Origin of the sequence: Colwellia sp. 1_MG-2023, assembly GCF_030546755.1 — a bacterium.
Taxonomy (GTDB): Bacteria; Pseudomonadota; Gammaproteobacteria; order Enterobacterales; family Alteromonadaceae; genus Thalassotalea_H.
In genome coordinates this window covers 17398-41082 of record NZ_JAUOPE010000014.1, presented here as the reverse complement: position 1 = coordinate 41082, position 23685 = coordinate 17398, and the positions used below count along the sequence as shown (strand labels likewise).

Below are 23685 nucleotides of genomic sequence, written 5' to 3'. Positions count from 1 at the left end.
TTTTAACGGTGTTTAAACAGTTAAACATGGCTACATTGGTTAAATTTTACCTAATAAAAAGCCCACAATTTATATTGTGGGCAACGATATACGGATAAATAATCCCTGTAAATTAAAATGCATGAAAGAACTTAAAATTTAACTCGAATGCCAGCACGATAACTACGTCCCCAACTAGAAATGTAATCAACAAACCCTTTATCACCATCGATATATTGAACAAAATCAGGATCTAACAGGTTATTCCCATCAAAAGTAATACTAACATTTTCATTAATTTCGTAGCTTGCACTTAAATCAAGTGCACCCCATTCATCAACTTCTAAAGTTTCTACCGCAGCTTCCGCCCAGCTTGGCATTTTAGGGCTCCATACGGTGCCTAAACTGTATTCTGAACGATAATTATAGGCAAGATTCACCATTAAACCGTGTTTTTCATAGAAAGCGACAATATTATATTGATGTTCTGATAACCCTTTAAAAGGTAATTCATTATTATCAGCATCATATTGCCCTGATGTTGAGTTATTAAAAGTATAGTTGGCTGAAACTCCAAAGCCTGCAAAAGACTCAGGAAGAAATTCATCAAAGGTTTGCAACCAATTAATTTCATAGCCACGAATTCGCGAAGAATTTTCATCATCATTATAAGGACTAGTAACTTCAAACGATTGCCCTGCTATGGTTTGTTGGCTTGGTTGATAATCGACAAAACCATGCAACTCTTTATAAAATGTCGCAAAATTTAATGTTCCCGAATCGCTATAATACCATTCAATCGCCGTATCAAACTGTTCCGCATAGTAAGGCTCTAACCCTGGATCATTCTGATATAAACCATTTTTAAGCGTAGTTTCGTCTTGCCAAATCGATGTTACTGGCGATAAATTAGTTAATGGAGGACGGGACATTGCTTCAGATAAAGCAACTCGAAATACCACTTCATCGGTTAATGAAATTTTAAAGTTCATGCTTGGTAATAACTTATCATAATCACCATTGAACTCTACATAACCGGTTGCTTTATGTGCTTCGGTAATAACACCATTTGCATCAAAAGCAATATTTGCTGGGTTTTGCGAATAGCCCCATGACTCAACATCCGTTTGAATATAACGTAAACCTAAATCAAGCATATAAGGCAAGCCAAACATTTCATCTTCAATAATCACTTCAACATAAGCGTGAATGGTTTCTTCTTTTACCCCATAGGTATTCCCCCCTTCTAATGATGGACGAGGCACAAGATATTCTTCGAAAGCTTCATTATCAAGTGAACGGTAATAATCAAACAAGCCATCAATATTTATACCTGCCCATGAATCAGGTAAATTAGCGCCAGAGCCTCCCATAAAATTACTGAAAGAGCTTGGGTTTAATGCTGAAGCAGGTAAAGGTCCCCACATAGGGTTGCCATTAATCGTGATCATTTCACTGGCGGGGGCATCTATGATGCTAAAATCATCAGATGTATAGGCACTTGCATTTTTTTGATTCCAAAAGGTTTTACCTTTATCTTGCATGTTATAACCAGTACCAAATAATATTTGCGAAATAATACTTTCATTAGGCTCATAGCTGCCGTCAAAAACTAATCGAGCAGTTTTGTCTTTTACTTTATCGCCCTGTAAACGTGTATACCAAGCACCATAATCGATATGTTCATCAAGTACCGTGTCACCAAAAGTAATATCGGGAACTTGCTCGCCGTTATCCCAATTCATGGTTAATGTATCGATTGCCGTTCGAACGACAATCCAACTTTCCTCTGCAGATGCATCTTCGGCTTCTGAGTAAGCGGCATCAAAATTAAAGTTAAAATTATCAAATACGTAATTAACATTTATCCCTAGTTGATAAGTATCACTTTCTCTTGGGTGTTGATCTTCTAATAATTCAGCAATAGCAGGAGAGTCCATATTTCCAGGCTCACCAATTGTAATACTATTGCCTAAGCCATTTTCGCCTATCGTTATATTTTGAATATTATCGCGGTTGGTTCCTTCAAAGAGCGCTAAGGAAATCATATGGCCGGTAGAGACAATTTCATACTTGGTGTAAAGCGCATCGAAATTAATGTCAAGATCAGCGGTTGGCCGCCATTGAAGCCCTAACGTACCACCTGTTCGCTGGCGGTCGTCAGTACTAACGGTGATATTTGGCCAATTGGGAAAACGTACAGTTTCTTCAGGATCTGACCCTGGAACAAGATCATTCATACTCCATTCACCCCAACCCCATTGAGCTGAATGGCTATCGAATCGTGTTTTTGACTCTGTGTGATTCATCGTAAACAACACACCGAACTCTTCATTAGCAAAGGTATCACTGATCAGAAAAGAAGCTTGTGGGCTTGTTTGCTCAGAACGTTCATTATAATAGCCCTCTACAGAGCCTGCTATGGTGCTGCCAATATCTAATGGCTTGAGCGTTTCAATATTAATTATCGCACCTATGCCGCCTTCTGAAAGATGTGCCGCTTGAGTTTTGTTCACTTGAATACCGCCGATAAGTTCAGAGGCGATTAAGTCATAATTAAAATCACGACCTACGGTTTCAGAAGCGATTTTACGTCCATTAAGCGTGGTTACATTGTAGTCTCCGGTTAATCCGCGAATGGTCACTTTCTGCCCTTCCCCATGAACACGAGAAACACTTACCCCTGGTATACGTTGCATCGCTTCTGCAACATTTGAGTCAGGAAATTTACCAATATCTTCAGCAACAAGCACATCAATCACATTATTTGACATTTTTTTAATTTCTTGGGCTTCTTTTAAACTACTTAATACGCCCGTGACTTGAATGACTTCAATTTCTTCTTCTGTACTTGTATCTTTTTCTGTCGCAAAGGCTGTAGCCGAAGTAGCTAAAGCTGCACTTATCGCATATGCAAGGTATTTAGGTTTCATGTTTTCTAGTCCTATATTTGTCAGCATTGTATTGTTATTTTGTTAGCATCAAGGCAAATAAAGTTATATTTGGAATATTTGCTGGTTAATATATAGCGCTAGTTGAATTTGCTTAGCTTCCTAAAAAAGTGCTAGTTCTTATTATTTAATAATCTTTACTTCACCATAAATTGCCATTTACTTTATGAATAGTGGCTTCAAAGCAATCATCCTGAAAATATACATTTAATTCCCATAATCTAGTATTTGGTTTGTTTTTATAGAAAATTTAACGTAATTTCAATCATGCTATAAAGAAGGAAATAATGATGAATGATTGGGTAAATAGAATTGTATTTAATGAAAATAGTCCTCTAGAAATACAAGGACAAGAGCATAATTTTGGCTTTCAAAGGCATAAGCCTGAGATAATGGAATATAGCCATTGGCATGGCCATATTGAAATTAATTATTTATTTAATTGCTCAGCAGACTATTTAATCAATGGTAAGAAAATCAGTGTCCCGGAAGGAAGAATGATCATTTTCTGGGCTTCAATTCCTCATCAAATGATTGCTTCTAAAGGAGTAGGTGAAATGGTAAATATTTATATTCCACTACAAGCCTTTTTATCCTGGAAGTTACCGAATAAATTTATTGATGAGATTCTTAACGGTGAGGTATTAGTTGCTGATCGACTACACCCAACCGATCACCCACTAACATTTATGTGGGAGAATGACCTATCGAAAAACCAAGAATCACTAAAATTACAAGTAGTTGATGAAATTCGAAACAGAATTCGGCGAATGTCGCTTGAAACATACAGTTTATTTAATCTTTCAAATAATGATAAAAAATTAGATCGAAAATCGTTAGTCAGTGGTTTACCTCATATACACACGATTTTAAAATTTATAGCGGACAATTACGATCAAAAAATCACCATAGAGAATGTTGCACAACATACGGGCTTGCATCCAAATTATGCGATGAAGTTATTTAATCAAGTGATGAAAATATCGATAAAACAATACACTAACAAATTACGTTTACAGCATGCGCAAGCCTTATTAATTGATACGAATAAAGCAGTATTAAATATAGCGTTAGAAGCTGGCTTTGGCTCTGTAAGTCGTTTTTATGATATTTTTCATCGAGAATTTAATATGACACCGTTACAGTTTAGGCAAAATGCTTTTAACGCTAAGCTCAGTGCCTAATCAGTGAAATAAAATAAATTATCGCACCAATAAAAAGTGTTTTTTAGGAGTTTATTGTTTATTTATAGTAAGTTTTTTTAACAAGTAAGTGCTTCAATATAACCAATCTGCATTCTGTGCAATCAACTTTGAGGTATTTGATTTGTTAAGACTTATAATATTAATCACATCTTTTTCATTACTGGCAGCTTGTTCTAGTGGTGAACAAACAGCGGAAAGCACAGCTACTAAAGAAAGTGCACAAAAGTCACTAGAAAGTTTAGCTAATACCTTAGCGGATCGTTGGCAGCTATCTGAAAATGCAATTCACTGGCAAGTCAAAGATAGTCATGAAGACCACTTAGAGTTTAGCGGCGAGCAAATCTCGGCAATTATTTATTATGGAAGTGATGAGCACGGTAATTTATCACTAAACCGTAAATTAGTTTGGCCGATGCTTCGCACCATTCCTAATGACACACATGCAAGTTTAATTCATGATTTTCCTCTCGCTATATCACCCACTATTGCGATTAATGGTCAAATCATCGAGCAAGAACAACTAAAGCAAGTAAAATTTGATGGTGTGCTTACTTTAACAAGTGATATTGGGCAAGAAGTTACGTTAACACGCATCTTATCGCCTAGCACGACGAAGCCTGTGATGATCGAACAATTACAATTAATTAATCACGGCAACAAACCTATTACGATAGATAGTAAAACACTGAATTACTCGGTAAAAACAGCTGCCGATAAAGGTGTATATGGTGTTTATACTATTACCGCTAAAAGCGATGGTGTAACGAAAGTAGAATTAGCAAAAGCTGAATCTGTCAATATTACCGTGCAATATGTTGCCACTAAATCAGGACAACCCAATGAATTTAATGGCACACAAGAAATTGTAAAACGTCAGTTATATGTCGCCAGTTTACAAGAAAATCTTCAGCTGATTACGCCCGATCCTATTATCAATAAGATGTTCGATTTTGCCAAACTACGCTCAGCCGAAAGTATTTTTAGAACAAAAGGCGGGTTAATGCACGCTCCTGGAGGCGGCCGTTATTACGCGGCAATTTGGGCGAATGACCAAGCCGAATATATCAATCCTTTTTTCCCCTTTTTAGGAGATGATACGGGTAATGAATCAGCGATAAATAGCTTCAGACATTTTGCACGCTTCATGAACGATGAAGGAAAATGGATCCCTTCATCCATTATTGCTGAAGGCGATGATATTTGGGATGGTGCCGGCGATCGTGGTGATTGTGCAATGATCGCTTATGGCGCTAGCCGGTATGCCTTAGCCAAAGCAGATAAAGCTCAAGCTAAAGAACTGTTACCCCTCATTGACTGGTGCATTACTTATAGCTTTAACAAACAAACCAAAGATGGCGTTATTGCTTCGGATAGTGATGAATTAGAAGGTCGTTTTCCATCAGGTGATGTTAATTTAAGTACAAATATGCTGACTTATGGCGCATTAATTTCATCTGCTCATTTAAATATTGAACTGGGTCGTAATGCTATTGCAGAAGATTATCAACAACGAGCGTTAGCATTGCGTAGCGATATTGAAGGTTATTTCGGTGCCAATGTACAAGGTTATGACACTTATCAATATTATGAGGGAAATGACAAACTTAGAGCATGGATTGCCTTGCCATTAACCTTTGGAATTTTCGACCGTAAACAAGGCACATTAGATGCTTTATTGTCTGATAAACTTTGGAGTGCCGACGGCATCTATAGTGAAGCAGGCAATAAAACATTTTGGGATCGGGCAACCTTGTATGCTTTCAGAGGTATTTTTTCTGCCCAAGAAACCGATACTGCAATGCGTTATTTTAAATATTATTCGCGCAAGCGTTTATTAGGTGAACATGTGCCTTATGCAGTAGAAGCTTGGCCAGAAGGAAATCAACGGCATTTATCGGCAGAAAGTTCATTATATGCGCGGGTTGTAACGGAAGGCATTTTTGGTATTGAACCTACAGGTTTCAAACGCTTTAATTTAGCACCTTACCTACCAAGTGGTTGGAATAATATGTGTTTAAACAACATTAGAGCATTTGACGAAAACTTTGATGTTTGCGTTCAACGCTCAGAAGATAAATTTATTATCTCAATTAATCAAGATAATGGTCACACAAAAGAAATTAAGTGGGATGGCTTATCGCCAATAACATATAGTTTTTAATGTTTAACTATTTTTGTTTCGTCCAACAATAAAGGGTGATTTTACTCACCCTTTGATTTTCAGGTAATAATACTATGTTCACTGCGCTTCAACGCATGCTTGTTACGGTGTGCTTTTTCATGGGGTTTGCCCATGCCGACAGTTATCAGTTAAGTTCACCCGATGGTAAATTAGCGTTAATCGTAAATATCAAACAAAAAATATCCTATTCACTGTCATTAAATAAAACCCCTATTATTAACGATTCATTTGCTGAACTTAATTTTAGAAATGATGATCTCACCACTAAGTTAGCGGTTGTCAGTCTTGATAGAAATACCGTCAACCGTGTGTTAACACCACACGTAAAGCAAAAATCGCAAAAGATTACTGAACACTATAATGAAATAGTTTTAAGGTTAAACGATAAAAAAAGCATCACTTTCCGATTATATAATCAAGGTTTAGCTTATCGTTTCTCGACAACAAAATCAGGGGTTATAGAAGTGACCAATGAAGTTGTAGCAGTGAATTTTGCAAAAAACCACCAGGTTTTATTTCCTGAAGAAACAAGCTTTATCTCCCATAACGAACGCTTATATTTACCCAAACAATTGCAAGACATAAGTGATGAACAATTTGCTAGTTTACCACTATTAGTTGATGCTGAGATTGCGAAAGTCGTATTTACAGAAACCGCTTTACGCGATTACCCAGGCATGTGGATTAAAGGATCTAACGATAACGCTTTACATGGCACTTTTCCGAAAAGCGTTTTACAAAGTGAACCTAAAAAAGGCTCAGATCGTAACGAAAAAATTATTTCACGTGCCAATTATTTAGCGAAAAGTCAGTTAAAAAATGGTCGAGATTTTCCTTGGCGTGTTTTTGCGGTTGGACAAAATGATGCTGATTTACTAACCAATCAACTCTCTTATTTATTAGCTGATGAACTAGCGATAGACCCCTCATGGATAAAGCCAGGTAAAGTCGCTTGGGATTGGTGGAACGCTAATAATCTATATAACGTTAATTTTAAGGCCGGAATAAATACTCAAACCTACAAATACTATATTGATTTTGCGGCCAAATATGGCCTTGAATATATCATCTTAGATGAAGGCTGGCATCACTTAGACGATGTGTTAAATATAAAAAATGAAATTGATGTCAAAGAAATTATTGCCTACGGTAAGACAAAAAACGTGGAAGTAATTTTATGGGTAATTTGGAAAACCTTAGAAAATAACTTAGACCATGCCCTGGACGAATTTGCTAAATGGGGTGCTGCAGGCATAAAAGTCGATTTTATGCAGCGTGATGATCAAACTATGGTGCAATATTATTGGAAAGTAGCTGAAAAAGCAGCGAAACATAAATTACTGGTTAATTTTCATGGTTCATATAAACCTGCCGGTTTAAGAAGAACTTTTCCTAATGTTATTACCCGTGAAGGGGTAAGAGGATTAGAGCACAATAAATGGGCTGATTACATCACGGCAGAGCACAACCTGACTTTGCCTTTTATTCGACAGTTAGCCGGTCCTATGGACTATACTCCAGGAGCAATGATAAATAGTCAGCCAGAGAATTTTCGAATAATCTTTAATCGCCCAATGAGTAAAACCACTCGAGTGCATCAAATGGCGATGTATGTCATTTTTGAATCACCGTTACAAATGTTAGCCGACAGTCCATCTAATTATTTAAAAGAACACGAAACAACAAACTTTATTAGTAAAATACCAACTGTTTGGGATGAAACAAGCGTACTCTCAGCAAAGCTGTCCGATCATATTATTATCGCTAGACGATTAAACGATGAATGGTTTATTGGCGTTATGGGAAATGGTCAAGAACGAGAATTTTCCATCACCCTTTCTTTCTTAAGCCATAGTGATTACCAAATGGAAAGTTTTGCAGACGGAATTAATGCCGATACCTTTGCCAGTGATTATCAAACCAAAACTCAACTCGTAAATAGCAAGAGTAAAATCAAAATCAAACTCGCCCCTAATGGTGGCTGGGTTGCTCGTTTAACTAAACAAGATTAAATGAGCTAGTTAAATGAATAAAGTTAAGCAAACAAGTAATCGCGACATTTGAATAACAGAAATGAAACCATATGGTGATGAATGAATGTAAAGCACAATAAATTTACACAAGCACTAATAGCAGCGGCTGCCCTGCTGATCCCGGTATTGTATGGTTTAGTGATCCGCCCGCTGTTTTTAAATCAGCCTGCGTTGCCGTTAGAAATTGTATTTTTATGTGCGGCTATTGTTGCGATTAACCAGTTATTTATTTTAGGATTTAGTTGGATTGAAATACAACAGGCAATCGCGGCCAAACTTAGCCAAGCTATCCCGACACTCTTATTGTTATTTGCAATTGGTTTATTAATTGGTAGTTGGATTATTTCTGGCACGATTCCCATGTTAATTTACTACGCATTAAAAATAATTTCTGTTGATCATATCTACTTTATCGCCTTTATCGCGCCGATATTTTTCTCTTTATGCACAGGAACGTCTTGGGGTTCGATTGCCACGATAGGTTTAGTTTTGATAACGGTTGCGAATGTCATCAACGCAGATTTAGCGATAGTAACAGGAGCAATAGTTGGCGGCGCATATTTTGGTGATAAAATGTCACCATTATCCGATACCACAAATATTGCCGCAATGGTGGTCAACGTTGATTTATATCAGCATATCCATTCGATGATGTTTACCACACTCCCTTCCGCAATGTTGGCAGGGTTAAGTTTTTTTATCCTTGATTTTATCTATCCAGCACAACTAGATTTAGTAGCATTAACGAATTCCGCGAGCAATGACATTACTTCCGCCCCAAGTATTGACATCTTATCGCAAACTTTACAGGGAATATCAGCACTATTCTCTTTTCATTGGTTACTTTTATTACCACCTATGATTATTTTAATAGGCTCAATAAAACATAAACCACCGCTGCCAGTACTAGTTTTATCCTCTATTTGCGCATGCTTATTAGCCTTTATACTACAAGCATTTAGTGTTAATGATATCATTCAAACCATCTACAAAGGATTTGACATTTCCATGGCAGATCCTAATAAGCTTGCCGCATTACCGCCGCATATTGGCGTATTATTTAATCGTGGCGGCTTATACGCCTTAAATGAACCTATTATTATTACCATTTTAGTTTTTATTTATGTCGGCTCCATCGACTGTATAAATGCGATACCAACAATTATCAATCGCTTGCTCTCACGTATTAAACGCTCTTCTTCTTTAGTGGTTACCTCTTTATTTGCTTCTGCTATTACAAACTCGATGACCTCTAGTCAATATGCAAACAGTTTTATCGTCGGTGAAGCGTTTAGCCATAAATATGACCAATTTAACATATCTAGAAAAGTACTTTCGCGTTCTTTAGAAGATACCGGCACTATGATCGAAAGTCTGATCCCCTGGAGTACAACGGCAGTATTTATTTACGCGACCTTAGGTATTTCAGTTCAAGAGTATTGGCATTGGCAATTATTATCTTTAATAAATATTCCGTTGGCATTTATTTTTGCCTTCTTGGGTATCGCATGGTTTAAGGAAACAACTGTTCATGGAAAATAAATATCACCATCAAACATTAATGAATTGTGATAAAACCACCGCAACTAAAATAAGTGATCCTTATGGCGCGGTTATCTCCCCAATCTATCAAAACTCATTATTTACCTTTGAAAACTGGGAAGCTATTGAAACGGCTTTTAATGACAAAATTAATAATGCTATTTATACACGAGGAAAAAACCCGACCGTTGCATTAGTAGAAGAAAAAATAGCCACATTAGCCCACGGAGAAAAAGCGAAATTACTAGCTTCTGGTATGGCTGCCGTTTCTGCCGGCATGTTGCACTTTTTATCAGCAAACGATCATATTATTACCTTAAATAATATTTATGGTCCTTCAATCAGTTTAATTAATGATTTTTTAATTCCTAAAATGAATATTGAAGTGAGTTATGTCAGTGGTACTGATATTGACGAAATTGCTGCAAAAATAAAACCCAATACCAAACTAATCTATTTAGAAAGCCCATCTTCTGTGGTGTTCTCACTACAAGATTTAGCGAAAATATCTGCCTTAGCGAAACAACATGATATTGCCACGGCGATAGATAATACTTGGGCAACGCCCTTGTTCCAAAAACCATTAAATCTAGGAATCGATTTAGAAATTCACTCTTGTTCAAAATATCTTGGCGGACATAGTGATATTGTTTCTGGCATATTGATCGGCAGTGAAAAATTAATCAATGCAATTCATGTTCGAGAATATGAGCTTCTAGGAGCAAAAATGGCACCAATGGAAGCATGGTTTCTGTTAAGAAGTTTACGAACATTAGATTTACGTATGGAACGTCATCAAAAAAGTGCCTTAAAAATCGCACAATTTTTAGAGCGTCATCCTAAAGTTGCCAAAGTAAATTACCCAGGTTTAACAAGTTTTCCTCAATATAAATTAGCAAAACAACAAATGTCAGGTTTTAGTGGTTTGATGAGCTTTCAACTGAAAACTACAGATTTAACACAAATTAAAACCTTCTTTAATGGACTTAACTTATTTCAAATCGGCGTAAGCTGGGGAGGACACGAAAGTTTAATTTATGCGCCTGCAATAAGTGGCTTGAAAGAACAAAATCCTGAACAGTTCAAAAAAATGGCCATTTCATTGAATGATATGCGCATATCAATTGGTTTAGAAAATGTAGAAGATTTAATAGCTGATTTAACGGAATCGTTAGCATTGATATAAACACTTTACCGCTTTAAATACTTTTAAAACAAAAGCGTGGTGTATGGGATATCAATAAAAAGAATGGCCGTGAAGGAGAGATTCGAATGCCATGCGAGGATGGTACTGTCGCAAATAGTCCATAATTTCAAGATATTTAATTTTCAGTCTAAAACTAAAAAGGACAGTTTTACGCTGAAAATGATCCAGTGATGAACCAAATATGAATTGATATTAATTTAGATAGCTAGACAGAATTTCATAAACTCGAACTGCCTCTTATGTTCCTGTCGAGAATACCCGCCTTACTCTATAAATTATCTGAATTAAATAGTAAGTGTTGAACTTGATAAGCTTAATTCTTGATGAATTAGGGTCTTACTACTAACTCACTTTCGCCCCCCAAAGCGAGTTACAAGAATTTAAATTGCACCTTATCGCTGTAAAAAACGTTACTTTTGATTATTACAGATATTTGGAAAAACGTGCCCCGACCCAAAAGATAAGCTAATTTACATAATAAACTTAATTCATTGTTATTAAAGTGATTTAAGTTTATTCACTTGAAAGCAAGACAACGGATTAATGTTAGAAACCACCCACAGATTCAAGCAGTTTCTAACATAGTTGGGTTCACCGGTGATTTATTGTTTATTACAGTTTTCAATTTTTACAATCTATAAAACTGATTTAAAATTTATATCCAAAGTTTAACGTAATAAATGGTGTAGTTTCAATTTCTCCTCTATCGGCGAACCAATGATATTCATCAGCTCTAGTAAAACCAAAACCAGCCCCCATGACAAAACCATTATTTTCAAATCCGTTATGATGGTAATCATAAGTCAAAAACATAAAACCGTCTTCGGCCTGAATACTTTCTTTGCCAACCACAAAGCCGTATGTATGTTTTTTTTCATCGCTAAATGTAGTTTGGGCGCCCAATGCAAAACCTACAGCACCAATTGCCGCATAGTATTTGGTGGATGTTGTTTTGTAACCTAGTTGAGCTCCAATAATGCCACCGTATTGATGGCCTATTCCAATCGTAGTTTCATACTCGCCAGCAGTAGATATAAACGGAATTAAAGCTAAAATAAATAGTGTTTTTTTCATAGAAAATCCATTTGATACAAATTGATAAATTAACTATCAATAAATCTTGAAGGTGTACAAATGTATCTCTATGACGGTCAAATAAAGGTAAAATGTTGCACTTTTTCTTAACCCCGTTCAAGCCTTACCTCTTTACTGCTAATAGCAAAGTAATAATTACTTAGTATTTTTTATATTGACTAATATTATTCACCTTTTGTTCACTTTCAGCTTGATATCTTTACCTTCACTTTACTTAATAAACAAATTTAAAGGAAGAATATGAAATCTATAGCGTCAACTCTCTCAATCATTGCGTTATCTTTAGGTGGGCTTTCAGCTAATGCTTCGCAAGATTATGACTTTTTGCAAGCACATGGAATCGTCAAATCGGAATACTCAGATATCGACCAATTTGGGTTAACTGGTTTTGAAGTGCGTACTAGCAAACGTTGGCAAAACGTGTTTGGTGAACTCCGCTACCGCGATCTTAATGATACAAAAGATGGTATTAAGCTCGAAGAAAACCGCTGGAGTGCAAGTTTGGGTTACATCATCCCGTTTTCTGAACATATACATTTCGATGTACGTGCAAACTACGGTAACATTGAGGCTAAATTAAGCAATAACAATGGCCACACTGGTTTTGATGTTGACTATTACGGTGGTAGTGGCTTTATTCATTACACTGTTGCTCAAGATATAAACTTATACGCTGGATTGGAAGTTCAAAACACAAAAGATGCCCCAAATCAAAAAGCCTATCACCTTGGTGGTAACTATGCTTTTGGTAAACTATCTCTAGGTACTGAGTACGTTAAATATTCTGACTCTGATGCACTCAGTTTATTTTTACGATACGCTTTCTAGGCACATGAAAGCGAACATAAATAGGTTCGCTTTTCCTTTCGATAAATAATGCATTTTTCTATGCGCTTTGGCGTTAAATCAAAAATTGATTTATCGCCAAAGCGTAATTAAGTCAGAAGATATTATTTACTTAGTAAAAACTGAACAACCAAAATTAGTGTTTAAATTGTTGATTTGTAGAAATCGATAATGCCTTTCAGTATCTGAATCACTTTGTTGATTAAATCCCTAAAGCGAGCAATATCAATATTCCGATATGTAGACAACGTCTTTACCGCATAATCTCTTATGGGCGCTAATCGTTTAATACCAATACAAAATTATATTTTTACTAGACATATAGCGCTTCATTAGGGCAACAACTGACTACTTTCAGGTTTTGCTAATTGTTGTTTTAGTATACTCATCATCACCTTAACTTGACGATTGGATGCAAATAATACTTCAGAGGGTTCATTTCGAATCGCTGCATTTGCTTGAAGGAAAATAGCACCATAATCGATCTCCATCGTTGGCTCACCATACAATGTTTTAAAACTCGATATAAATGTTTGCTTTTCTTCTTTTGGAAATAAGATCCATACGATATCTAACTGATCGTCTTGAAAGACTAATTCAACATTTCTTGCCTGTCCGCCATACATAAAGCCTGAGCAATTAATTTGAGTTTGTGACGTTTTAGCTAACGGGGCAGTGATAGGGGTTATATTTTGAATTTCAATGGATAAACATTCTTTATCTATTTCCCCCCTAACTTCCTCTAATGTACTACCAAAAGAAAACTGCACCGGTTTAATAAATGTATTTTCATCGGCATGTGCACCTATCATAATCGATAAAAGGGGGATAAAAGCTAATTTTCTAATCATATTTCTAAATTCTCCATGTGGGTAATAGTACTCAATAATTGAGTTAAAATACTTGATACTTTTTTTGTAGCCTTTGCCATATGCTAGTTACTATGATTCGTGCGGCTGGGTAAGTTTCTCGATCACTTCATTTAGCACATTATCTACGCCTAATGAGTAACTTTCCCAATCATGTTTTATCAGTTTATCTGGTTGTACTCCTTCAGTTATCACTTCTTGAATTCGGAACAATCGTTTTGAATAGGTAATACGCAGCTTAGAATTTGGCAAAACAAATTCCCCCATGTCTTGATAGCCAGTTGGGTTTGAACCCGTTGGCGTACCTACCACTTGTGCATTAAGTAACTGACGGAAAAGTGCGGCGTTACTTGCCCCCGCAGAGAAAGTTACCCCACTTGTAAGTACATACACCCCATTTTTCCAATCTATGCTATCAACAAGGTTTAAGGCGTTCGCTAACACCAAGCCAATATATAGGTCTCCTCCGCCATTGTTTCGTAAATCAATGATTAATTGTTGACTTTGATTTTGCGTTGTAAACTCAATTAATTTTTCAACAAAACCCACCATCTCTTCGAAACTAGGATAATTATCAAAACGAATGTAAGTTGCTTTCGTATCTTCAATGTTTGTATACCATAGGTAATCAAAGTCAGTATTTTTAGGTTTTTCAACCGCTGAACTGTGAATGCTTAAGTGTTCGAATCGCTGCTGAGCTATTTCACTATTAAGTAAAGCTTTCAATGTTAAACTAAGCTTTTTACCTTCGGCTGTTACCAACCCAAAGACCGCTTCTTGAGAAGACTGAGTAATTTTCAACGCGTAAAGTAGCTCACTAATAGGCATATAGTTACCAATGCGAACCACTTCAGAGTGAGAGTTTTCAACATATTGAGCTACATTAGAAAGCTTTCTCTCTATCTCATCGATGTTTATTCCATCTATACTTTCTAATCTCGCCCCCAATAATTCCTTTTTATCTGTTGATACTTTCACGACGCGCCATTTGTTACTGATTTTTTTTACCGATATTGGAAATGTTGGTGTTTGCCAATTTGCGAAAGAAACAGCAGTATGTCCATCACCAATTTTTCGCGTCAGTCGCATAAGTTTTAAAGCAACTTCCCAATCCGACAATTCCTCGATTGATTCACTAATAGTATTGAGTTTGCTCTCAAAGCTTGGTTTATCGATTTGATGATATAAATCAATATGATTACTTTCTAATGCTTGTTGGTAGAGAGCCAAATCAGACTGCCATTGCTCCTTTCGCGTGTTCTGTGCGAAAGCAATACTTGATATAAAAACTAAACCAATTATGAATTTACTTTTCATTTTCGACGCTCCTTTGTATGTAAGATAATATTTTAATTGGTGCCAAAATTGACTGTTTAACTTGGCTAGTTTGGTTGAATGTGCCTGCCAGGTAGACATCTAAACGAGGGCAATAAAACATAAACGAAGATGTGCTTCCTGTGTGACCAATAATGGATAAGTCTGGTCCTGAAGAAAATCGTTCACTTATAAGTACTTTTCGTAAGCCAAAACCATAATAAATACCTTTGCTTTCTGGAACCCATACTTGCATTTTGTTTAAAGTGTTTTGACTGAGAAAATTATTCCCGTAAAGCGCTAGTTGAAACCTATTGAGATCTTTAGCGGTAGACACTAACCCTCCTCCGGCCCAATCTAAACTTAAGCTTTTGAATGTCGATATTTCCACGTTATCAACATAAATGTTAGTCATTCTAGATGTTGGTAAAATAGGCTTAGCGCGCAAATGCATGTATGTATGACTCATGTTAAGAGGCATAAAAATCTCTTGCTTAAAAAAATCATGCAAGTGCATTCCACTCACACGTTCTATTATCAAACCTAGTAAAATATAGCCTGTATCACTATATCGATAACCTGTTCCTGGTTTAAAAAGTGGCTTCATTCGCTGTTTTGCTATATTCAATATCTCCTTTGGCGTCCAAAGCTTTTCTGTATTTGAAAACAATAAGGCCATCGCATTAGCACTGCCATCGATAGTTTTTCCCTCAAAGTAGTCGGGAAGTCCTGATGTATGTTGCAGAAGGTGCGCAATAGTTATTTCATGAGAATAATCTTTGCCTTGAAAGAAATGTATTCCACTGACAACTTCATCAGGTAAATATTTGCTTATTTTATCGCTTAGGTTTAAACGACCTTGCTCGTATAGCATGGCAATAGCCGTTGCCGTAAATGTTTTACCAATACTTGCAACATAAAACGAACTAGCTTTAGATACCTTATCGCTGCTTTCTAACGCTCCAGTTGCAAAGCTAAAATCAATATGCTTTGAAGGCGAATATACTGCCCATGTTGCACTGCGAATGTTTGAATTTGCCATTGTTTCAGTAAAAAGCGTTTGTATTTCATCTTGAAGAGATCTCCAGCCACTCGCTTCAATAGATAGTGTAAATAGGAGACCAAAAACAAGAGTAATAAAAGCGTTCATACATTATCTCCCGCAATTTATGTATGGTTTGAAAGTGTGCAAAGCACACAACCTGTAATACCTTTTCTCATTTTCATTTTCTCGTCACGAGTATCTGTATCAAGCGCATAATCGCCTTCCTTGGCATATTTATTTGGCAGAAATTGCCAACACTATTCTAATTACCAATCGAAATTCTAATTTGTTTATCGATATCTTTATTCTTCAAGTAGAGAATTTAATACGACTTGAACCAACTCATCGGTTTGCTCCATACATTCAACATGTCCATTGCAATTAAAGAAGGTTGTCACTGTCGTGTCTATTTCTTGAATATATATATTTGATGTTTTATATCCTGCTTCTTCACCACCATGGTGGTATAAGGTGAAATCGCCAGATATGTTTTTAAACATACCTAAACCAACATAAAACTGACTCGTTGCATCCACTAAGTTAACGCTATCTTCACCTAGCAATAATTCTCGAATGTCGTCATTTACAATTGTATCGTCAGTCATGATTGCTCTTATAAGCGTAGATAAGTCTGTTACTGTCGTTGCAAGTGGTGCATCTGCTACCCCCACGTTTTCATAAAATGGTTTAGTATTAATAATTTCACCGTCATCATTTACATAGCCAGAAATGATGTCACCTAAACTTTTCTCATGACCAAGATAGAAAGTGTCGTTAAGTCCTAGTGGCTCAATGATACGATTTCGCATTGCTATATGATGATGTTCACCAAGTACTTCATCTAAAATTAAACCTGCTAATAAGTAACCCGTATTCGAATAGTTAAACCCCTCTCCAGGTTTGAAGTATGCCGGACGATTTAACGCAAACTGCAATGCATAAGCATCCGTTTTGAGCGTTTCAACATCAGTAAAGCCAGTTTCAAACCACTCATCTGAAGTGCGATCATCTAGGTAATCGTAAACACCTGAAGTATGGTTTAGCAGTTGACGTAACGTCATTTGTTCACTGTATTCAATTTGAGAGATTAATGATTCAGGTAACCAAGTATCAATCGTGTTATCAATGTCTAACAGGTTATCTTGATGTAATAGCGCAACTAAAAGCGCAGTCGCTTTTTTACCCGCACTACCAGCCGGCATAGCATGGTAAGTTTGCATACTTTCCTGCGTTTCTGTATCCGCTAATCCAGCCGCCCCTAAAAACGTAGTTTCAGGCCCATCAATTGATAAAATAATACCCGGTACATCACTGTTGATAGCTTCATCAAGAAGCTTTTGGTAATCAAAGTCTTGTACTATAGGAGTTGGTTGTGGAGTAGTGCTAGCATTTGAGCTTGATCCCGAACCACCACAAGCTGAAAGTATTGCAACGCTCACCAACGGCAACAATAATTTAATTTTTAAGAAGTTATTAGTCGTCATGTTAAAATCCTTTATATCTATTTATGAAAAAGCACGTAAACGAGAAGTTAAGACTTGATTAACTTGCTCTCGCCAACATTTAGGGGCTAGTATTTCAGGTTAAAGGTCAAACAAAGGTGAAATCACATGACTTTTAGAGATTGAACACTCAATGCAGAAAAGTAAACGACAATATTGAATACCACCTCGCGGATAAATTTGTCATTCAACTTTAGAAATACTTAGATAACTTCAACGAATCTGCTTTTGATAAACGACCATTCCTAAACGATTTTTCGACCCAAATTAGCAATATGTTTTAAATGATGAAAGGACCAATCGGCTAAAGTAAAATCGAAATGGTATGCAATTGCTTTATTTTGAAGAAAAAAAACTTTATGGTAAATACTTATACTTCTTCACCGTTAAATCACCTCATAATGGTTATATTGGCCTCAATCTTAAAAAGAAAGGATGATCCATGAAGAACAAAATGACCGCTTTATTAATTGAAGATAATCAAGCTATTGCGAAGCAAATTGTTAGCTTCCTTGAAGGTCATGGATGGACTGTTGATTATGCATCTACTGGAAAAATGGGAATAGAACTAGCGGTAAGTTTAAATTTCGATGTCATAATCTTAGATTTAAACCTACCTGATATTGATGGCCTAAGTGTTTGTAAAGCGATAAAACAAGAGGCTAACATAAACCTTCCTATCTTAATGCTGACAGCAAGAGACTCTTTTGAAGATAAGCACAAAGGTTTTAACTTAGGGGCTGATGACTACGTTACCAAACCATTCGACTTAAGGGAGCTTGCTTTACGATGTGATGCTTTATCTCGCCGCACTCAACTTCATGAAGAGCACATCATTAATTGCGGCCAATTATCAATAGATAGCAGAGCTCATCAAGCAACCTGGCATGATCAAAAAATAAAACTGACTAAAGTTGGCTTTATTATATTGAAAAAGTTAGCAAGCGAATATCCTTACCCAGTCAGTCGTTCTGACATTATAGATCAAGTGTGGGGAGACGAACCACCGGAAAGCAATGCACTTAAATCTCACATATATACTCTCAGAAAGTCCTTTGATGAAGTCGGTATGAGGAATATTTTATGTACTATCAGTAATATCGGATATCAATTAAAGGGTTTAGATGATTAAATTAAGAAAACTAAACAGTCGTCTCCTGATTGCATTTTCGGTCCTATCAACCGTAGTTTGTTTGTTTTTTATTCAATTTTCATTACTACTTGTTGAGCAAACGAAGGAAAATACTTTTCATCAAATTCTGGTCTCTGAAGCAGTCAAAATCGAGCAAGCACATATCATTAGCGGTGAAATAAAAATCATTGATAGTTCGATTATTAAGATCTACCAAAATGAAGAAGAATTACTTGCTATACTGCCAGACCAGGCGAGTTCACTTATAAATTATAACGGTGCGCTACTAAATATTGAGCCATATTTAGTTTTAAGACATGAACTCACACCTTTGATGCCAATTTGGCTCGTCATCAACAAAAACACCCTTGATAGCGTGACTAATGTTACCGATTATATGATGTTGTTTTTATACAGCATAGTTGCTGGTGTTATTTTGCTCACCTTCCTTAGCTCTTGGTACTTGGCAAAGCTTTTATCTTTACCTATACAAAGACTTACTGAAAGCATCGTTGAAAAGAAGCAATCTGCTCACGCTGAGCTTTATGGTCGTAACAGAAGTGACGAAATTGGCACTTTATCGAGATCTTTTGAAGAAGCATTTAATGAACTAGAACAGGTACTTAAGCGGGAACAAAACTTCACGCGCGATGTTAGCCATGAATTAAGAACGCCCATTACACTGATAAAAAACACCTTGTCATTGAGTAATCATAAACCCATCGACAAAAGTCAAGCAGATATATTGCAGCAAGCATCTCAGGAATTAGAACAAACGGTTGAAGTACTACTAGCACTCGCCAGACAAGAGAATTTAATATTTGAGCCTTGTCTTATTTTACCTATCATAGAGAAGACCATATTATCTATCTATAACAGTTATCCTCAGCTCGTTTTCGATGTAAATATTGACCTCAGCTTAAAATTAGAAGTTGTTGGCAACCCTTACTTAATAAGCCTGCTTTGCCAAAACTTAGTCAACAACGGCTTTTATCACGGCGCAGGCGGCAGCATGGTTGTCTACTCACAAGATAATGCCATAATTTTTGAAAACAGTATTACCAAAGATAAAGCCCGTCCTTATTATCAAGGACTAGGCCATGGCCAATACTTAGTAACACGTATTGCTGAAGAAATGAACTGGGGTATTGAAATAGAGCAATCCATTGACTCATATAAGGTTATACTCACACCGTTAATAGAAAATAACTGAGCAGACTAACGAATTTAGATGTTTTGAGTATCCTTGCGTAATAGCAAAATGCTTATCGCTAAAAACCAAAATATTTGAAGTAAACCAAAGATCGCGCCTATTTCGGCTAAAGGAGGGTACAGTGTTAACATTCCGATAGCCGCAATAATAAAGCCCATAATTATCAATGATTTTGGAAATCTATTTTGATAGTGCAAACAACTATTCATGAAAATAACCCAAATGGCTCCAACCCACTCAACACCCTCGCCAAGCCCCATCTGAACATTATAAATTTGCCGCCACGCCTCTGAAATATTGTTAGTTCCGTTGCTATTATTGGTAAATATAAACTCAATCGACAATATAGCAATTAAGCCACATGCCAAAATGTAGCAAGCCCATAAGTAACTAACTAACGAAGACATTTGTTCTAGAAAACTATGTTCACCTGTTCGCTGTGCTAATAACGAACGACTCAGAGCCAGTAATGAAACACCGAAAACAACGTACACAACAAAATACCACACTTGCATGAGTAACTTGTGCTTCATAAAGACAACTAAACGCTGTTCAGCATTTTGATTAAAGTCAGGTACAATAAGGAGAACCACTGCTAGGCCAATAATAAAGCACAAAGCACAAACCATTGCAGCAATTGCACCTTGGCGTTCTTTTGTCATCTCCTATCCTTTGTATATCCTGAGCTGAACTCAGTATTAAACCGTGTATTCAAAACTAAGCCACTAAAACTTGCTACAAACTTTCATAAGCGTACTATATTTCTTCGAGATATTTAACTGTTGTAAAGGTAGAATTTAACTAGTTAGTACATTGGAGGTTTTATTAGTTTAAATATCGAGTTCAAAATACCAAAGAAAAAATTATCAACCGAATTTAAACGTGAATGCGTAGAAATAGTTTTTAGTCACTTTTATTAGCATAAAGATGCAACTGCCATAATAGATGTTTGAATATCATCAATTCAACGTCGGGAGACTCAGTACAGATAAGAACAACATGGTATTCCTCCAAACATAATGCATAACACCAGATCAAATACGTATTCAAGAATTAGATAACTCGTGAAACAGTTAAAAAGTGACAATCAACGGTTAAAAAAGCCTTGCGATGATTACTTAAACCTATAAGCACCCTACTGCTAATGGAAACCAAGTAACCTTTAGAACGATTAAGCAGTTACCTACAGTGTTTCCTGTGACTACCCCCTGCAAAGTGATGAAAGTCAGCCGCAGTGCTTATTACGCATGGCAGAAAAAGCCAGCTAAAGTCATCACTGCTGAGCAACTGAATTTATATCAAAAGGCAAAGCACTTCTTTGTAAAAAAGCAGAAATAGGTTTGGTGGAAGTCAACGATTTGCATACAAGATAATCACCAAACGCAAACACAGTGAATGGATTCCCCTGTGAAAAAATTAACTAACACTCATTTTGATTTCACCCCAATTTTACCCTAGATCACATACCCTTTAATTACTAAAACCGACTGCTCAAATCATAATTAATCTTTAGTGTGGATTCAAAATGAAAAAACTAGTTTTTCTACTAACGTTTTTATTTGCTAGTGGCTGTACAACTATTACTAAACAACAAGAACCCAATGGTCAATTTGCTCAAGTAACTTTTTATCGAACAAACCAGTTGCAAGGCAGTGTTTCTGATACCTATATCGGATGGAACGGAAAATATTACTATACGCTTTCTACTGGCGATCAAGTGACCACTAAAGTACCAGTTGGTTTTATAGACTTAAATGTGAAAAGCAAGGTGGATGTAGCTAATGAACTTCCGTTAGAGATCAAACCAAATCAGCGCTATTGCGTTAGTGTGGAAGTGAACCCTGAAAACATCATCTTAATCAATTGGCTTGTACCTGGATATCAGTTAACAAGCATTCCATGTCCTAACGAAAATATGAGCTAAAGCTTATTTGTAATTAATCAACTGAATAGAAAGGGTAAACTGTGAAAATTAGAAATTATTTAGTTATTGGGACATTGTCTCTAATTCTTAGCGCTTGTGGTGGTTCGTCTCGTTCTTCAGATGCTCAAGGAGCTCCTATACAAGGTGATTCGATTCTAGAAAAGTATCAAGGAACTTGGATATCACCTGCCTATGGCAAAGGTTTAATAATAAAGGATAGCCAAATTACTTTATTTGATTATACAAATGACTATTGTTTCATTGATCAAGTACTAAATGAATTAGAGGAAGTTGAGATAGCTGCAGCTTTAGCACTGCAAAATAACGATTCAGAACTAGAGCAAAAGCTTGGATACGGTGCTAATGGTATTTACGCTCCTGGAATGATATACAACAAAGAGCTGTCAGTGCCAATAGCTTGTGAACAAGGGTTTATGCCACAGGTGGGAAATAACGATTATAGTGAAAACTATGAGCGAGATCTTTCTTATTTTTATCAAACATTTAAAGAGCTATCTGTTTCAATTGAGTTACAGCAACTAGATTGGGAAGATATGTATATTTCGGCTCAACAATTATTAGCACAAGAGCCTACTGAGATAACGTTAATCCAAGCCTTAGTTGAGATGATTAAACCATTAAAGGATGGTCATACTGGTTTAGGAGATGAATTAGAGATCAGCTATCCCAACAAACCTTATTATACTAGTTTATTTCTAAATGAATTTCTTGAGCTTAATGAAATTGATAAAATAACAAACTCAACTCAAGAGCAGGCTGCGATTGACTATATAATTGAACAAAATGATCTGATAAATCAAATTATTGTAAACTATGCTCGTAATGAATCAGACATTACTATTAGTGGCAATGAAAATTTAATGTGGTTTCAACTTGATGGCATTGGTTATTTGCAAATAGCTGGCATGGCAGGGTTTACAAATGGAGATGATGATGAACAGGAATTATCAGTATTAGAAGCGTCACTTGAGGAGGCACTAAATGATTTGCAATACACTAATGGGTTAATTATTGATATTCGCCGCAACTTTGGCGGTCATGATTTTATTTCATTGGCGATTGCAAGCAGGTTTACAGATCAGGAAATATTCGCTTATCAAAAGCAAGCGCGTTTAGGAAGTGCAAGAACACCATTACAAGAAGTGCATATATCACCGCGAGGCGACTTTCAATACGTAAACCCTATTGTTTTATTGACTAGTGCCAGCACGTTAAGTGCTGCTGAAGTATTCACTATGACAATGAAAAATTTACCGCATGTCACTTTGATGGGGGAAACAACCCAAGGTGAATTTTCAGATGTGTTAGAAAAAAGGCTTCCATCAGGTCTAAAGTTTGGTCTATCAAATGAATACTATTTAACATCCGAGGGTACTTGGCTAGAGGGGCAAGGAATAAGTGTTGATATAGAGCTCCCTGCTTTTGTCCAATCAGAACGAATAGCTCAAATGGATTTAATGCTAGAAGCTGCTTTTGAGTTACTTTCCAATCGTTAAGTCATTATATTTAATAAAAATAACATTTTAAATGTGAGGTTCATATTGTAGTAACACAAAACGCAGTAGTGATAAATTTAACTATTTTTAACTGAACTTCCTCATATTTTCAGCCAAAAACTCTTTACT

18 protein-coding genes are annotated in these 23685 nt (G+C 36.3%); 11 read left to right on the top strand and 7 right to left on the bottom strand.

The window, feature by feature from the left end; translation table 11 throughout:
• Window positions 1–131 precede the first annotated feature (131 nt).
• The gene (locus Q4493_RS14825) at window positions 132–2912 is read right to left on the bottom strand and encodes a TonB-dependent receptor (RefSeq protein WP_303454214.1); all 2781 of its coding nucleotides are present in this window, start codon (window positions 2910–2912) and stop codon (window positions 132–134) included.
• Window positions 2913–3220: 308 nt separating this feature from the next.
• Between Q4493_RS14825 and Q4493_RS14820 the strand changes: the two genes are divergently transcribed.
• The 5 genes from Q4493_RS14820 (at window position 3221) to Q4493_RS14800 (ending at window position 11078) form a co-directional block, all read left to right on the top strand.
• A complete protein-coding gene (locus Q4493_RS14820; RefSeq protein WP_303454211.1) occupies window positions 3221–4114 on the top strand; it encodes an AraC family transcriptional regulator in 894 nt (297 codons plus the stop codon).
• A 142-nt stretch (window positions 4115–4256) separates the two neighbouring features.
• Complete coding sequence (locus Q4493_RS14815; RefSeq protein WP_303454208.1) at window positions 4257–6296, top strand: hypothetical protein; 2040 nt, start codon at window positions 4257–4259, stop codon at window positions 6294–6296.
• A gap of 74 nt (window positions 6297–6370) precedes the next feature.
• On the top strand, window positions 6371–8329 hold the full coding sequence (locus Q4493_RS14810; protein WP_303454206.1) for a glycoside hydrolase family 97 protein: 1959 nt from the start codon (window positions 6371–6373) through the stop codon (window positions 8327–8329).
• A gap of 81 nt (window positions 8330–8410) precedes the next feature.
• Window positions 8411–9892, top strand: coding sequence for a Na+/H+ antiporter NhaC family protein (locus Q4493_RS14805; RefSeq protein ID WP_303454204.1), 1482 nt, complete (start codon window positions 8411–8413; stop codon window positions 9890–9892).
• Window positions 9882–11078: a PLP-dependent aspartate aminotransferase family protein gene (locus Q4493_RS14800; protein ID WP_303454201.1), complete on the top strand. Its 1197-nt coding sequence runs from the start codon at window positions 9882–9884 to the stop codon at window positions 11076–11078. Before Q4493_RS14805 ends, Q4493_RS14800 begins: the two co-directional genes overlap by 11 nt.
• Before the next feature lie 669 nt (window positions 11079–11747).
• Here the strand turns inward: Q4493_RS14800 and Q4493_RS14795 are convergent.
• Complete coding sequence (locus tag Q4493_RS14795; protein WP_303454199.1) at window positions 11748–12173, bottom strand: hypothetical protein; 426 nt, start codon at window positions 12171–12173, stop codon at window positions 11748–11750.
• Between the two features lie 261 nt (window positions 12174–12434).
• On the opposite strand from Q4493_RS14795, the gene Q4493_RS14790 reads away from it, so the two are divergent.
• On the top strand, window positions 12435–13022 hold the full coding sequence (locus Q4493_RS14790; protein ID WP_303454197.1) for a porin: 588 nt from the start codon (window positions 12435–12437) through the stop codon (window positions 13020–13022).
• 350 nt (window positions 13023–13372) lie between these two features.
• Here the strand turns inward: Q4493_RS14790 and Q4493_RS14785 are convergent, their stop codons facing one another.
• The 4 genes from Q4493_RS14785 to Q4493_RS14770 form a co-directional block, all read right to left on the bottom strand.
• Window positions 13373–13891 (bottom strand): hypothetical protein, encoded by a 519-nt coding sequence (locus Q4493_RS14785; RefSeq protein WP_303454195.1) that lies wholly within the window; start codon window positions 13889–13891, stop codon window positions 13373–13375.
• Between the two features lie 90 nt (window positions 13892–13981).
• Complete coding sequence (locus Q4493_RS14780) at window positions 13982–15226, bottom strand: S41 family peptidase (RefSeq protein WP_303454192.1); 1245 nt, start codon at window positions 15224–15226, stop codon at window positions 13982–13984.
• Window positions 15216–16373: a serine hydrolase gene (locus Q4493_RS14775; RefSeq protein WP_303454188.1), complete on the bottom strand. Its 1158-nt coding sequence runs from the start codon at window positions 16371–16373 to the stop codon at window positions 15216–15218. The genes Q4493_RS14780 and Q4493_RS14775 overlap by 11 nt, the downstream gene beginning before the upstream one ends.
• Window positions 16374–16570: 197 nt before the next feature.
• Window positions 16571–17752 (bottom strand): serine hydrolase, encoded by a 1182-nt coding sequence (locus Q4493_RS14770; RefSeq protein ID WP_303454185.1) that lies wholly within the window; start codon window positions 17750–17752, stop codon window positions 16571–16573.
• A gap of 460 nt (window positions 17753–18212) precedes the next feature.
• Here Q4493_RS14770 and Q4493_RS14765 point away from each other — a divergent pair, with 460 nt between their 5' ends.
• Window positions 18213–18902 carry a response regulator transcription factor gene (locus tag Q4493_RS14765; protein WP_303454182.1) on the top strand — a complete coding sequence of 230 codons (690 nt, stop codon included), beginning with the start codon at window positions 18213–18215 and terminating at the stop codon, window positions 18900–18902.
• A complete protein-coding gene (locus tag Q4493_RS14760) occupies window positions 18895–20115 on the top strand; it encodes a HAMP domain-containing sensor histidine kinase (RefSeq protein WP_303454180.1) in 1221 nt (406 codons plus the stop codon). Before Q4493_RS14765 ends, Q4493_RS14760 begins: the two co-directional genes overlap by 8 nt.
• Window positions 20116–20129: 14 nt before the next feature.
• On the opposite strand, the gene Q4493_RS14755 is transcribed toward Q4493_RS14760, so the two are convergent.
• Window positions 20130–20777, bottom strand: a complete 648-nt coding sequence (locus Q4493_RS14755; RefSeq protein ID WP_303454178.1) for a hypothetical protein — start codon at window positions 20775–20777, stop codon at window positions 20130–20132.
• A 535-nt stretch (window positions 20778–21312) separates the two neighbouring features.
• Between Q4493_RS14755 and Q4493_RS14750 the strand changes: the two genes are divergently transcribed.
• From Q4493_RS14750 to Q4493_RS14740, 3 genes are all read left to right on the top strand, one after another.
• Window positions 21313–21453, top strand: a complete 141-nt coding sequence (locus Q4493_RS14750) for a hypothetical protein (RefSeq protein ID WP_303454176.1) — start codon at window positions 21313–21315, stop codon at window positions 21451–21453.
• Between the two features lie 187 nt (window positions 21454–21640).
• Window positions 21641–22039: a hypothetical protein gene (locus Q4493_RS14745; RefSeq protein ID WP_303454174.1), complete on the top strand. Its 399-nt coding sequence runs from the start codon at window positions 21641–21643 to the stop codon at window positions 22037–22039.
• A 41-nt stretch (window positions 22040–22080) separates the two neighbouring features.
• A complete protein-coding gene (locus tag Q4493_RS14740) occupies window positions 22081–23556 on the top strand; it encodes a S41 family peptidase (protein WP_303454172.1) in 1476 nt (491 codons plus the stop codon).
• Window positions 23557–23685 lie beyond the last annotated feature (129 nt).

What these genes read in the sequence shown, in the direction of transcription:
- Q4493_RS14780 (WP_303454192.1), bottom strand. Translation starts at nt 15,226, where the DNA reads ATGAAAAGTAAATTCATAATTGGTTTAGTTTTTATATCAAGTATTGCT.
- Q4493_RS14810 (WP_303454206.1), top strand. Translation starts at nt 6,371, where the DNA reads ATGTTCACTGCGCTTCAACGCATGCTTGTTACGGTGTGCTTTTTCATG.
- Q4493_RS14745 (WP_303454174.1), top strand. Translation starts at nt 21,641, where the DNA reads ATGAAAAAACTAGTTTTTCTACTAACGTTTTTATTTGCTAGTGGCTGT.
- Q4493_RS14770 (WP_303454185.1), bottom strand. Translation starts at nt 17,752, where the DNA reads ATGACGACTAATAACTTCTTAAAAATTAAATTATTGTTGCCGTTGGTG.
- Q4493_RS14820 (WP_303454211.1), top strand. Translation starts at nt 3,221, where the DNA reads ATGAATGATTGGGTAAATAGAATTGTATTTAATGAAAATAGTCCTCTA.
- Q4493_RS14790 (WP_303454197.1), top strand. Translation starts at nt 12,435, where the DNA reads ATGAAATCTATAGCGTCAACTCTCTCAATCATTGCGTTATCTTTAGGT.
- Q4493_RS14765 (WP_303454182.1), top strand. Translation starts at nt 18,213, where the DNA reads ATGAAGAACAAAATGACCGCTTTATTAATTGAAGATAATCAAGCTATT.
- Q4493_RS14805 (WP_303454204.1), top strand. Translation starts at nt 8,411, where the DNA reads ATGAATGTAAAGCACAATAAATTTACACAAGCACTAATAGCAGCGGCT.
- Q4493_RS14760 (WP_303454180.1), top strand. Translation starts at nt 18,895, where the DNA reads ATGATTAAATTAAGAAAACTAAACAGTCGTCTCCTGATTGCATTTTCG.
- Q4493_RS14775 (WP_303454188.1), bottom strand. Translation starts at nt 16,373, where the DNA reads ATGAACGCTTTTATTACTCTTGTTTTTGGTCTCCTATTTACACTATCT.
- Q4493_RS14755 (WP_303454178.1), bottom strand. Translation starts at nt 20,777, where the DNA reads ATGACAAAAGAACGCCAAGGTGCAATTGCTGCAATGGTTTGTGCTTTG.
- Q4493_RS14825 (WP_303454214.1), bottom strand. Translation starts at nt 2,912, where the DNA reads ATGAAACCTAAATACCTTGCATATGCGATAAGTGCAGCTTTAGCTACT.
- Q4493_RS14800 (WP_303454201.1), top strand. Translation starts at nt 9,882, where the DNA reads ATGGAAAATAAATATCACCATCAAACATTAATGAATTGTGATAAAACC.
- Q4493_RS14795 (WP_303454199.1), bottom strand. Translation starts at nt 12,173, where the DNA reads ATGAAAAAAACACTATTTATTTTAGCTTTAATTCCGTTTATATCTACT.
- Q4493_RS14785 (WP_303454195.1), bottom strand. Translation starts at nt 13,891, where the DNA reads ATGATTAGAAAATTAGCTTTTATCCCCCTTTTATCGATTATGATAGGT.